We start from the raw sequence: 12,105 nt of genomic DNA, 5'->3' as shown, positions 1-12,105 counted from the left end.
CGGATGTGGCGCTCGTCGGGGCGCGGATGCACCGTGATGCCGTGCGCGCCGGCCTGCAGGCACAGCGTGGCCGCGCGCGTGACGCTGGGGATGCCCAGGTGGCGCGTGTTGCGCACCAGGGCGACCTTGTTGAGGTTGACCGACAACGCGGTGCTCGGGTGGTTCATAGGGACTGCAGGTCCATCATCAGTTGCCGGGTGCGCAGCGTCGAAACGCCGCAATGGTAGTGCAGCAGGGCCCGCAGCTGCGGCTTGAGCTCGCCCATCTGCGCCGCGGCGCGCAGGGTGGCCTCGAAGGGCGCCGGATCGTCCAGCGCGCGCTGCAGCGCCTGCCACTGTTCGCCGGTGAGGCTGGCGCGGGCGTCCTCCTCCTGCGCTTCGAGCAGGCCGCCTTCGGCGTGCAGGGCGTAGCGCTCATCGGGCTCCAGCGGCGCCAGGGTGGCCGTCTGCAGGTCCAGCGACGGCAGTAGGCCGATCTCGCGCAGCAGCAGCAGCTCGAAGGCCCGCAGCGCCGGCTGCAGCAGCTGCGGCTGTTCGCCCGAGAGCACGCGCACGGCCGCGCCATACACATCGAACAGCGGCGGATGCGGGTCGTCCCGGGCCAGCAGGCGCAACAACAGCTCGTTGAGGTAGTAGCCGGACAGCAGCGCCTCGCCGGTGGGCATCACCAGCCCGCCCTGCCACTCGGCCGCCTTGAGCGTGCGGATCTCGCCATCGCCGCCGACGGCCACGTGCAGCGGCTGCAGCGGCAGCAGCACGGGACGGAAATTGGAACTGGGCTTCTTCGCCCCCTTGGCCACCACGGCGATGCGGCCGTAGGCGCGCGTCAGCAGCTCCAGGATCAGGCTGGATTCGCTCCAGTCGTAGCGGTGGAGGACGTAGGCGGGTTCGTTGGCGACGCGTCTCACTCGTAGCCGAACGAACGGACCCGCGCTTCGTCGTCGGCCCAGCCGGAGCGCACCTTGACGAACAACTGCAGGAACACCTTGGCGTCGAACAGCTTCTCCAGCTCCTGGCGGGCCTCGGTGCCGATGCGCTTGAGCTTCTCGCCGCCTTCGCCGATCACCATGGCCTTGTGGCTTTCGCGCTCGACCACCACGGTCGCGGCGATCCGCACCATGCGCTTGAATTTCGGGCTGGGCTCTTCCTCGAACTTCTCCACCACCACGGTGGACGTGTACGGCAGCTCCTCGCCGGTGAGCCGGAACAGCTTCTCGCGGATCATCTCGCCGGCCATGAAGCGCTCGCTCTTGTCGGTGAGCTCGTCCTCGTCGTACCACCAGGGCTGCTCGGGCAGGTACTTCGCGCACACCTCCAGCAGCCGCTCGACATCCTTGGGGTTCTTGGCCGACACCGGCATGAATTCCGCGAAGGGATGGCGCTCCTGCATGTCGCGCAGCCAGGGCGCGAGCTCGCCGCGGCGGTGCACCAGGTCCAGCTTGTTGGCGACCAGGATGGCGGGGATGCCGGGCTTGAGCAGGGCCAGCACCTTGGCGTCGCCCAGCGTGAAGTTGCCGGCCTCGACCACGAACAGCACCACGTCGACGTCGCCCACCACGCCGGTCACGGCACGATTGAGCGAGCGGTTCAGCGCGGAGCTGTGTTTCGTCTGGAAGCCCGGCGTGTCGACGAACACGAACTGCGTTGCGCCGGCCGTGCGCACGCCCGTGATGCGATGCCGCGTGGTCTGCGCCTTGCGCGAGGTGATGCTGATCTTCTGGCCCACCAGCGCGTTCAGCAGCGTGGACTTGCCGACATTCGGCTTGCCCACGATGGCCACCAGGCCGCAGCGCTGGCCGCCGGCCGTGGGATTCGACGGAGTTTCGCCTTCCCCTTCCGGGGGCAGGTCGGGATGGGGGCTCTCGCTCATTTCCTCGATTTCAGCACGATCAGCATCGCCTGGGCGGCCGCCTGCTCCGCCGCCCGGCGCGAGGCGCCGATGCCGCGCTCCACCAGGCCGAGCTCCGACACCTCGCACTCCACCTCGAAGGTCTGCTTGTGCGCGGCGCCCAGGGTGCCCACCACCCGGTACACGGGCAGCTTCATCCGGCGCCCCTGCAGCACCTCCTGCAGCTCGGTCTTGGGGTCCTTGGCGGCGGCGGACATGCCGGGATTGATCTCCACCTCGGCAAAGAGCCGGTGCACCAGCGCCTCGGCCGCGCCGAAGCCCGCGTCGAGGTACACGGCCCCGATCAGCGCCTCCAGCGCGTCGGCCAGGATGGAGGGCCTCTTGTGCCCGCCCGAGCGGGCCTCGCCCTCGCCGAGCCGCACCAGCCCCGGCAGGCCGAGACCAACGGCCAGCCGGTGCAGCGTGTCCTGCTTGACGAGGTTGGCGCGCACGCGCGAGAGATCGCCCTCGGGCAGGTCCTGCAGGCGCTGGTACAGCAGGCCGGCCACGGCGAGGTTCAGCACCGAGTCGCCAAGGAATTCCAGCCGCTCGTTGTGCTCGGCGGAGAAACTGCGGTGGGTGAGCGCCCGTGCCAGCAGCCGCGGATCCTGGAAGCGGTACTGCAGCCGCTGCTGCAGGGCCGCGAGCGGTTCGGACACGGCCGCGTGCGCTAGCGGCCGGGCCGCGAGCTGCCCTCGTACTTGAGGGTCAGCCAGGCCGGTCCGAACAGGTGGAATTCCTTGTCGTACGCGAAGGAGACGACCACCTTGTCGCCGTCCTTCGTGACTTCGAGGTCCTTGCCGCTGATCGAGGTGATGTTGTCGACCTGGGCCGCGCGGTCGAACGCCGCGCGCACCCCGGCCACCGTGCCTTCGTCCTTGGCGCGGTTGATCGCCTTCAGCGCCGCCTGGTATTCGAGGATCGACGGGAACGCCCGCATTCCGACCGCCCCGACGGCGCCGATCACCGCCAGGAAGAAGATCAGCGTCAACAAGGAAATCCCGCGCTGCCGCGACTTGCCTGCCATGAAACCCCTCCGACTCATTGCCCGTTGTCTTATTCGAAGGACCCGACCCGCGACAGGTTGCCGAAGTTCATCCAGATCAGGAACGCCTTGCCGACGATGTTCTTGTCCGGGACGAAGCCCCAGTAGCGCGAATCGAGCGAATTGTCCCGATTGTCACCCATCATGAAATAGTGCCCCTGCGGCACCTTGCACACCACGCCTTCGACGCTGTAGCGGCAGTTCTCCTTGTAGGGGAAGTCGTCGACGCCGGCCACGAAGGCGGGGCGCTCGTCGTCGTTCAGGAGGCGGTGGGTCTTGTCGCCCAGCCGCTCCTCGAACTGGCGGAAGTAGCGCATCGCGTCCGGGTCGAAGAAGTCGCCGACCTTGGTGGTCGGCACCGGCTGGCCGTTGATGGTGAGCCGCTTGTTCAGGTAGGCCACCTCGTCGCCGGGAACGCCCACCACCCGCTTGATGTAGTCCAGCGTCGGCTTGGGCGGATAGCGGAACACCATCACGTCGCCGCGCTTCGGCGGCGTGCCTTCGGTGATCTTGGTGTTGATCACGGGCAGGCGCAGACCGTAGGTGAACTTGTTGACCAGGATGAGGTCGCCCACCAGCAGCGTCGGGATCATCGAGCCGGAGGGGATCTTGAACGGCTCGAACAGGAACGAGCGCAGCACGAACACGGCCAGGATCACCGGGAACAGGCCGGCCGTCCAGTCCAGCCACCAGGGCTGGGCCAGGATCTTCTGCCTGGCCTCGGCGAGCTCGGGATCGACGGGCGCGATGCCCTGCGAGCTCAGGCGGTCGTTGCGGGCCCGGGCCTGGGCCTCGAGCTCGGTGGCGGCGCGGCGGCGCCGCGGCAGGTACCAGAGGCGCTCCGCGACCCAGTAGATCCCGGTGACCAGGGTCGCCAGGAACAGCAGGAGCGCGAAGTTGCCCTCGACCATCTCGAAGTACCACGCGCCGGCGTAGCCGACGAAGGCCGCGAGGATCGCGGCCGTCAGGAAAGGCATCATCGTTTCTTTGGTGTTTATTCTTCGACCTGGAGGATGGCGAGGAAGGCTTCCTGCGGCACCTCCACGGAGCCGATCTGCTTCATGCGCTTCTTGCCGGCCTTCTGTTTTTCCAGCAGCTTGCGCTTGCGGGTGATATCGCCCCCGTAGCATTTTGCCAGCACGTTCTTGCGCAGCGCCTTGACCGTTTCGCGGGCAATGACGTTGGCGCCGATGGCCGCCTGGATCGCGACGTCGAACATCTGCCGGCTGATGATCTCGCGCATCTTGGCGACCACCGCGCGGCCGCGGTACTGCGCCTGGGTGCGGTGCACGATGATGGACAGGGCGTCCACCTTGTCGCCGTTCAGCAGGATGTCGACCTTCACCACGTCCGACGCCCGGTATTCCTTGAACTCGTAGTCCATGGAGGCGTAGCCGCGGCTGACGGACTTCAGCTTGTCGAAGAAGTCCAGCACGATCTCGCCCAGGGGCAGCTCGTACGTGAGCATCACCTGGCGGCCGTGGTAGGCCATGTTGATCTGCACGCCGCGCTTCTGGTTGGCCAGCGTCATCACCGGGCCCACGTATTCCTGCGGCATGTACAGGTGCACGGTGACGATCGGCTCGCGGATCTCCTGGATCTTGCCCTGCTCCGGCATCTTGGCCGGGTTCTCGACCATGATGACCTCGCCGTCGCCCTTGACCACCTGGTAGACCACGCTGGGCGCGGTGGTGATCAGGTCCTGGTCGAACTCGCGCTCCAGGCGCTCCTGCACGATGTCCATGTGCAGCAGGCCCAGGAAGCCGCAGCGGAAGCCGAAGCCCAGGGCCTGGCTCACCTCCGGCTCGTAGTGCAGCGAGGCGTCGTTGAGCTTGAGCTTCTCCAGGCTGTCGCGCAGCTGGTCGTACTGGTTGGCCTCGACCGGGTACAGGCCCGCGAAGACCTGCGGCTGCACTTCCTTGAAGCCCGGCAGCGGTTCGGTGGCGGTGAAGGCCGCGCCGCCGGTGCCGGCCTTGATCAGCGTCACCGTGTCGCCCACCTTGGCGGCCTGCAGTTCCTTGATGCCGGCGATGATGTAGCCCACCTCGCCCGCTTCCAGCGCGTCGCGCGGCGAGTTCGCCGGCGTGAACACGCCGAGCTGCGTGGTCTCGTACGTCGCGTCGGTCGCCATCAGCTTGATGCGGTCACCCTTGGCGAGCCGGCCGTCCACCACGCGCACGAGCATCACCACGCCGACGTAGCTGTCGAACCAGCTGTCGATGATCATGGCGCGCAGGGGCCCCTGCGGATTGCCGCGCGGCGCCGGGATGCGCGCGACGATCGCCTCGAGGATGTCGTCGATGCCCAGGCCGGTCTTGGCGGAGCACGGGATCGCGTCGCTCGCGTCGATGCCGATCACGTCCTCGATTTCCTCCTTGGCGCGCTCGGGGTCGGCCTGCGGCAGGTCCATCTTGTTCAGGACCGGCACCACTTCCACGCCGAGATCGAGCGCGGTGTAGCAGTTGGCCACCGTCTGCGCTTCGACGCCCTGGCTCGCGTCCACCACCAGCAGCGCGCCTTCGCACGCGGACAGCGAGCGACTCACTTCATACGAGAAGTCGACGTGGCCCGGCGTGTCGATCAGATTGAGGTTGTAGACCTTGCCGTCGCGCGCCTTGTACGTGAGCGCCGCGGTCTGCGCCTTGATGGTTATCCCACGCTCCTTCTCCAGGTCCATCGAGTCGAGCACCTGCTCTTCCATCTCGCGATCGGAGAGGCCGCCGCAACGCTGGATGAGGCGGTCAGCGAGCGTCGACTTGCCGTGATCGATGTGCGCGATGATCGAGAAGTTTCTGATGTGGTTCATCAACGGGAACGTACAAGTGTTTGATTCGCAAGGGCGCGCACAAGAAAAAAGGGCGCGTCATGAAGGTGACGCGCCCTGAACCAACAATCTATGGCAACTGCGATAGTTGGAGCTTCATTGTAGGCAAAACGGGCCGGGCGTACAGCCGGCAGGCCTCCCCGACTGGGCCGTTGCAGGCTTGCAACTGGAATGTTGTTCACAGCTTTTCAACAATTCTGGCAAGCTTTCGGGAGGACAACATGTGGGCTGGTTGTGGATCGGCAGGGATTCCCTGCCGGCCATCCCGCATGGTGGTGGAGCCGCGATCCGATATGCCCCATTGGGCGCTGGTCGGCGTCGATTCTACCGAATCCGGTTCTTAACGCCCCTGGAAAGTTAGCGGACACAAACTAGGGAGTGGACCGCAGGGCCGGACTGCCGCGATCCGGCCGCTGTCTTTTTTGGGCCACCCGGCTGCAGAAAAGCCCCAAACCCGACCGGGGGCATGGGGCTTTTGCTTGCCAGGCGGGCCGCTCGCGGGATCAGCCGCGCGCCGGGCGGATCACCAGGTAGCTGGCCAGCTCGCCGCGCCGCAGCAGCAGCGGGATCGGCTTGCTCTTGTCCAACCTGGCGATCGCGGCCTCGAAGTCCTTCACCGAGTTGATCTCGGTGTTGCCGACGGCGGTGATGATGTCGCCCTCGCGCACGCCCGCGCGCATCGCCTGGCCCTCGGCCACCGACTCCACGCGCACGCCGCCCTTCACCTTGGCCTCCTTCTTCTGCGCCGCGGTGAGCTCGCCGACCACGATGCCGATCTGCTGCTGCGCGGGCGAGACCTGCGGCTTCATCTCGGGCGCCGAGGGCTTGCTGCCGCCGGCACGCGCGGTGGCTTCCGGTTCGAACTCGGCCACCGTGATCTGCAGGTCGCGCGTGCCGCCGCGGCGGAACACCGTCAGCGGCACCTTGCTGCCCGGCTTGGTGTTGCCCACCATGCGCGGCAGGTCGGAGGCACGGTCGATCGCGGAGCCGTTGAACTTGGTGATGATGTCGCCGGCCTCGATGCCCGCCTTGTCCGCCGGCGAGCCGGATTCGACGCTGCGCACCAGCGCGCCCTGCGGCCGGCCGAGGCCGATCGATTCCGCGACGTCGCGCGTGACCTGGTCGATCTGCACGCCGATGCGGCCGCGCTCCACCCGGCCGGAGACGCGCAGCTGCTCGGCGACGCGGGTCGCCTCGTCGATCGGGATCGCGAACGAGATGCCCATGAAGCCGCCCGAGCGCGAGTAGATCTGGCTGTTGATGCCCACCACCTCGCCGCGCAGGTTGATCAGCGGGCCACCGGAGTTGCCGGGGTTGATCGCCACGTCGGTCTGGATGAAGGGCAGGTAGTCGCCGGTGTCGCGGCCCTTGGCGCTGACGATGCCGGCCGTCACGGTGTTCTCCAGGCCGAAGGGCGAGCCGATCGCCATCACCCACTCGCCGACCTTGAGCCGGTTCGGGTCGCCCACGCGCACGGCGGGCAGGCCGGTGGCGTCGATCTTCACCACGGCGACGTCGGTGCGCTTGTCGGCGCCGATGATCTTGGCCTTGAACTCGCGCTTGTCCGGCAGCGTGACGATCACTTCGTCGGCGCCTTCGACCACGTGGGCATTGGTCATCACGTAGCCGTCCTGCGTCAGGATGAAGCCGGAGCCGACGCCGCGCGGCTGCTCCTCTTCGCCGCCGCCGCGGTCGCCGCGCGGGTTCGGACGCTGGCCGCGCGGCACGTTGGGCATCGGCACGCCGAAGAAGCGGCGGAAGAATTCCTGCATCTCCTCGTCCATCTGCGGGTTGGCGCCGCCGCCGCCCGAGCGCGCGCGCTCCAGCGTGCGGATGTTCACCACCGCCGGGCCCACCTGGTCCACCAGCTCGGTGAAATCCGGCAAGCCGGTGCGCGGCTGCGGCGCCGACTGCGCCAGCACCGGCGTTGCCGGGGTGAAGGCAGCCACGCCGGCGAAGGCCAGGGCCATCGCCAGTCCGCAGCCGCGCAAGTTGTTCTTCCAATCTGTGCGCAACATAGGGGGACCTCTCCAGAAGGGCCAGTAACGAGTAATAGCTGAGAATACGCCGGCGCGAAAAGTTTCCGCGTCAGCCAAAGACGCATGTCCACTTTACGCTCGGGTTACACCGCCGAACGGCGGTTGGGGGGCAGATGAGGCGCTATTTGCGCCGCTCAAGGCTGAGCGAGAAGGCCCGCAGCGTCGCCGGCGGCACCTCGCCCACCACCGTGACCCACGAGTCCTGCACCCTCCTGGTGAGGGTGTGGGTGGCGCCGCTGGCGAACATGCCTTCGCGCAGGTGGCGCTGGCCGTCGAAGTCCTCGACGAAGAGCGACACGGAAGCCAGGCCGTCGGAGAAGATCCATTGCAGCACGTCTTCGGCGCGCCGCTTGTAGAAGCTCACGGACTTGAAGCCCGCCACCGGCTGGCGCAGCCCCCAGCCTTCGGCGGCGGCGGTGGTCTTGACGGCCTCCGTCTTCTCCACCCGCCAGCCTTCGGGCACCGTCATCATGTGCGCGAGCCGGTCCATGCGCACCGGCGCATCGAGCTGCAGCTCGGAGAAGGCCGCCTGCTCCAGCACCCGCCCGCCTTCGTCCAGCGTCTGCAGCTTCACCACCAGGCCGCTCTTCTTCTCGCTCCAGATCCGGTAGCCGAAGCGCAGGCCGTCCGTGGGCAGCACCTGCACGATGTCGGCGTCGAAGCCGGCGACGCGGTCGCTGCCCACGCGCCGCGCCGTGTAGAACTCGGGAATCGCGCTGTCGTCGGGGCGGACCATCTCCGGGAACAGGCCCAGCGCCTCGCGACGCTCGCTGCGCACCGTCTTCGTCTCGGGCAGGAAGGTCAGCACCTCGTCGTCGCGGCGGAAGGTGGAGCGCCGCTCGCCGGAGAGCGAATCGATCCGCTCCACCTGGCGCTGGCCGTCGCAGGCGTGCCAGATGCGGGCGCTGGCCATCGAGCCGTTGCTGGAGGTGACGACGAAAGTGCCCACGTAACTGCGCTGCAGCGAGGCATCCTGCATGCGCGAGAGCCATTCGGTGATGCTGCGCTCGGCCCGCCCGTCGGCAGGGCGCGGGTCGGGCAGGCCGGTGGCGGCCAGCACCTGGCCCGCGAGCAGCGTGAAGGCGCCGGAGGCGAGGGCCAACGCGCCACGCGCCAGGCGCCGGCGGGCAAGGGCGGGAGCGTCGAGCGTCATCCTGGCGGGGGTCAGCGGCTCGGGGCCTCGAAGGTCGCGTTGCGCAGGAAGCCCGAGGGCGCCTGCAGCACCGAGGTGCCGGCCAGCTGGCGGTGCGCGGCGAGCAGCCGGTCGAGGCGCGGGTCGCGGATCATCGCCGGCGCCGCCTCGGCGTGCGCCGGCGCCGAAGCCGCGGGGGCGACGGGCACGATGGGCGCCACGGCGAGCTGGGGCTGCGCTGCCTGCATCGAGCTGGCGCCGAACATGTTCCAGCCCACCGCCGCCACGGCCGCCACCGAGGCCACGCCCGCGGCGAGCTTCCAGATCCAGTCGTTGGCCGCCGGCTGCGGCAGCGGGCGCGCCGGCTGTGCCACCGGCACGGCCGCCGCGGCGACCGGGGTCTCGCCTTCCAGCCGCTCGCGCAGGCGGGCGAGGAAGGCTTCCGGCGCGCTGCCGGCAGCGGCCCGCCCGGTGCGCAGCACCTCGCCCACGACGTGATACGCACACCAGGTCTCGCGCGCACGCGCATCGCCCGACGCCGCCTGCACGCCGCGGGCGAAGGCCTCGCCCTGCAGCTGCCCGTCGGCCAGAGCCGAAATGAGTTCCTGGTTGTCCATCTCGTTGTCCATCGCTTCCGTTCCAGCGCCTCTCACCAGCGCTTGCCCGACTGGTTTTCCAGCAGGGGCTTCACCTTGGCCGAAATCGCCTCGCGGGCCCGGAAGATGCGGGACCGGACCGTGCCGATCGGGCAATTCATCACTTCCGCGATCTCCTCGTAGCTCAGGCCCTCGATCTCGCGCAGCGTCACCGCCTGGCGCAGTTCGTCGGGCAACGCCTCCATGGCCGAGTTGACCGTGGCGGCGATTTCCTTGGCCGCGAGCACCGTTTCCGGCGTTTCCGCGCTGGTTAGTTCGTTCTCGACGCCGGAAGTTTCTTCGTCATCATCGCCGCCCTTGAGGGCACTTTCGGAAACGACCGGGTCACGCTTGAGGTCGACCAAAGCTTTTTTCGCGGTGTTGACTGCAATCCGGTACAGCCAGGTATAGAACTGCGCCTCGCCGCGGAACTGGGACAGCGCCCGGTAGGCGCGGATGAAGGTCTCCTGGGCGATATCCTCGATCAGGTCGGTATCGCGGACCATGCGGCCGATCAAGCGTTCGATGCGGCGCTGGTACTTCAGGACCAGGAGCTCGTAGGCCCGCTGGTCGCCCGCCACCGTGCGCTCCACCAGCATCAGGTCGGTGTCGGCGGGCGAGGGAGCAGGGGCGGCGGGAGGCTTCTTGGTCATTGTTCGGCCGTCGGCGGCTCGCCCGCGGCAGGCACGGGGGCACTGGCGCGCGAATATACAGCACGGCGCAGCGCGGCCCAGTGGGCGGAATCGGCCGCGCGCTCGGGCCAGAGCCAGCGCGCGCGGCCCGTTTCCGGCTGCCAGCGAAGCAGCATCCGATTCTGCAGGTCCAGCGCGATCTCGGGGTGGCCGCAGCCCGCTTCGCCGCCCTCTTCCCAGCTCCAGGCCCGGCCGTCCCAGCGCAGCAAGCCGGTCGGCGAGCGGCGCCAGGCCAGCACGGCGAGCGCGCCGCAGGCCGCCACGGCCGCGAACGCCAGCGCCTGGCGCCAGCCGAAAGTATCCGTTTGCAGGGACCAGGCCAGCGCCACCGCCAGGCCGGCCGCCGCCAGCGCCAGGACCAGCCCGAGCGCGAATGCGCTGCGCCCCACCGGGTATGTCACCGATGGGGCCGCATGCATGGCTGCGAGGGCGCTAGACGCGCTTGAACACCAGCGAGCCGTTGGTGCCGCCGAAGCCGAAGTTGTTCTTCAGCGCCACTTCGATCTTCATGTCCCGCGCCGTGTTGGCGCAGTAGTCCAGGTCGCACTCGGGATCCTGGTTGAAGATGTTGATGGTGGGCGGGCTCTTCTGGTGGTGCAGTGCCATCACCGTGAACACCGACTCGATGCCGCCGGCGCCGCCCAGCAGGTGGCCCGTCATCGACTTCGTCGAGTTGACCACCACCTTCTTCGCGTGCTCGCCCAGCGTGAGCTTGATCGCGTTGGTCTCGTTCACGTCGCCCAGCGGCGTGGAGGTGCCGTGGGCGTTCAGGTAGTCGACCTGGTCCGGGTTGATGCCGGCGTTCTTGAGCGCTGCCGTCATGGCGCGGCGCGGGCCCTCCACGTTGGGCGCCGTCATGTGGTACGCATCCGCGCTCATGCCGAAGCCGACCACTTCCGCGTAGATCTTGGCGCCGCGCTTCTTGGCGTGCTCGTACTCTTCCAGCACCAGGACGCCGCCGCCTTCGCCCAGCACGAAGCCGTCGCGGTCCTTGTCCCAGGGGCGGGACGCGGTCTTCGGGTCGTCGTTGCGGGTGGACAGCGCGCGGGCCGCGGCGAAGCCGCCGATGCCCAGCGGCGAGACGGTGGACTCGGCGCCGCCGGCGACCATCACGTCGGCATCGCCCGCCTCGATCAGGCGGGCCGACAGGCCGATGGCGTGCAGGCCGGTGGTGCAGGCCGTGACCACGGCGATGTTGGCGCCCTGGAAGCCGTAGCGGATCGAGACGTGGCCCGAGATCATGTTGATGATCGAGGCCGGCACGAAGAACGGCGAGATGCGGCGCGGGCCGCGGTTCATGTATTCGGCGTGCGTTTCCTCGATCATCGGCAGCCCGCCGATGCCGGAACCGATGTTCACGCCGATCCGGGTGGCCAGGTCGGGATCGAGCTGGTCACCGGTGGGCAGGCCGGAATCCTGGACTGCCTGCGCGGCAGCCGCCATGCCCAGGTGGATGAAGCGGTCCATGTGCCGGGCTTCCTTTTCCGGCATGTAGTCCGCCACGTTGAAGTTGCGGACCTCGCCCGCGAACCTCACCGACAGGGTGCTGGCATCGAAGGACGCGACCACGTCGATGCCGCTGCGGCCGGCCAGCAGGTTGGCCCAGGCTTCGGCGACCGAATTGCCGACCGGGCTGACGCAGCCCAGTCCCGTCACGACGACGCGTCGATGCATCTTTCTTCTCAGGCCTTCTGGTGGGCGTTGGCGTAGTCGATGGCGTTCTGCACCGTCGTGATCTTCTCGGCGTCCTCGTCCGGGATCTCGATGCCGAACTCGTCCTCGAGGGCCATCACGAGTTCCACCGTGTCCAGAGAGTCCGCGCCGAGGTCGGCGACGAAGGCCTTTTCGTTG

Annotated in this window: 14 protein-coding genes; all 14 read right to left on the bottom strand. The window is 68.4% G+C overall.

Translation table 11 applies throughout. The features are described from left to right. The coding region (locus VFM98_RS07175) for a pyridoxine 5'-phosphate synthase (RefSeq protein WP_325109224.1) at window positions 1-167 on the bottom strand (167 nt) is incomplete at its 3' end. Next, window positions 164-907: a DNA repair protein RecO gene (gene recO / locus VFM98_RS07170; protein ID WP_325109222.1), complete on the bottom strand. Its 744-nt coding sequence runs from the start codon at window positions 905-907 to the stop codon at window positions 164-166. The genes recO and VFM98_RS07175, both read right to left, overlap by 4 nt. After that, window positions 904-1,869: a GTPase Era gene (gene era / locus VFM98_RS07165; protein ID WP_325109221.1), complete on the bottom strand. Its 966-nt coding sequence runs from the start codon at window positions 1,867-1,869 to the stop codon at window positions 904-906. Before era ends, recO begins: the two co-directional genes overlap by 4 nt. After that, window positions 1,866-2,546, bottom strand: a complete 681-nt coding sequence (gene rnc / locus VFM98_RS07160; protein ID WP_325109220.1) for a ribonuclease III — start codon at window positions 2,544-2,546, stop codon at window positions 1,866-1,868. The genes era and rnc overlap by 4 nt, the downstream gene beginning before the upstream one ends. Window positions 2,547-2,557: 11 nt before the next feature. Continuing rightward, on the bottom strand, window positions 2,558-2,914 hold the full coding sequence (locus VFM98_RS07155; RefSeq protein ID WP_325109219.1) for a DUF4845 domain-containing protein: 357 nt from the start codon (window positions 2,912-2,914) through the stop codon (window positions 2,558-2,560). Window positions 2,915-2,943: 29 nt separating this feature from the next. Then, window positions 2,944-3,909 carry a signal peptidase I gene (gene lepB, locus VFM98_RS07150; protein ID WP_325109218.1) on the bottom strand — a complete coding sequence of 322 codons (966 nt, stop codon included), beginning with the start codon at window positions 3,907-3,909 and terminating at the stop codon, window positions 2,944-2,946. A gap of 17 nt (window positions 3,910-3,926) precedes the next feature. Next, window positions 3,927-5,738, bottom strand: coding sequence for a translation elongation factor 4 (gene lepA / locus VFM98_RS07145; RefSeq protein WP_325109217.1), 1,812 nt, complete (start codon window positions 5,736-5,738; stop codon window positions 3,927-3,929). 521 nt (window positions 5,739-6,259) lie between these two features. After that, window positions 6,260-7,774, bottom strand: a complete 1,515-nt coding sequence (locus VFM98_RS07140) for a DegQ family serine endoprotease (protein WP_325109216.1) — start codon at window positions 7,772-7,774, stop codon at window positions 6,260-6,262. Window positions 7,775-7,916: 142 nt separating this feature from the next. Beyond that, window positions 7,917-8,948 carry a MucB/RseB C-terminal domain-containing protein gene (locus tag VFM98_RS07135; RefSeq protein WP_325109215.1) on the bottom strand — a complete coding sequence of 344 codons (1,032 nt, stop codon included), beginning with the start codon at window positions 8,946-8,948 and terminating at the stop codon, window positions 7,917-7,919. 11 nt (window positions 8,949-8,959) lie between these two features. Continuing rightward, window positions 8,960-9,556: a sigma-E factor negative regulatory protein gene (locus VFM98_RS07130; RefSeq protein ID WP_325109214.1), complete on the bottom strand. Its 597-nt coding sequence runs from the start codon at window positions 9,554-9,556 to the stop codon at window positions 8,960-8,962. A gap of 20 nt (window positions 9,557-9,576) precedes the next feature. Continuing rightward, on the bottom strand, window positions 9,577-10,215 hold the full coding sequence (gene rpoE, locus VFM98_RS07125; RefSeq protein ID WP_325109213.1) for an RNA polymerase sigma factor RpoE: 639 nt from the start codon (window positions 10,213-10,215) through the stop codon (window positions 9,577-9,579). After that, window positions 10,212-10,643 (bottom strand): hypothetical protein, encoded by a 432-nt coding sequence (locus tag VFM98_RS07120; RefSeq protein WP_325109212.1) that lies wholly within the window; start codon window positions 10,641-10,643, stop codon window positions 10,212-10,214. The genes rpoE and VFM98_RS07120 overlap by 4 nt, the downstream gene beginning before the upstream one ends. Window positions 10,644-10,686: 43 nt before the next feature. Then, entirely contained in the window at window positions 10,687-11,928 is a 1,242-nt protein-coding gene (fabF, locus tag VFM98_RS07115; RefSeq protein ID WP_325109211.1) for a beta-ketoacyl-ACP synthase II, read from the bottom strand. Window positions 11,929-11,936: 8 nt separating this feature from the next. Beyond that, the coding region (acpP, locus tag VFM98_RS07110) for an acyl carrier protein (RefSeq protein WP_325109223.1) at window positions 11,937-12,105 on the bottom strand (169 nt) is incomplete at its 5' end.

Origin of the sequence: Ramlibacter sp., assembly GCF_035706265.1 — a bacterium.
Taxonomy (GTDB): Bacteria; Pseudomonadota; Gammaproteobacteria; order Burkholderiales; family Burkholderiaceae_C; genus Ramlibacter.
Note: the sequence above shows the minus strand (reverse complement) of the source record. Positions and strands in the feature narration are given on the sequence as shown.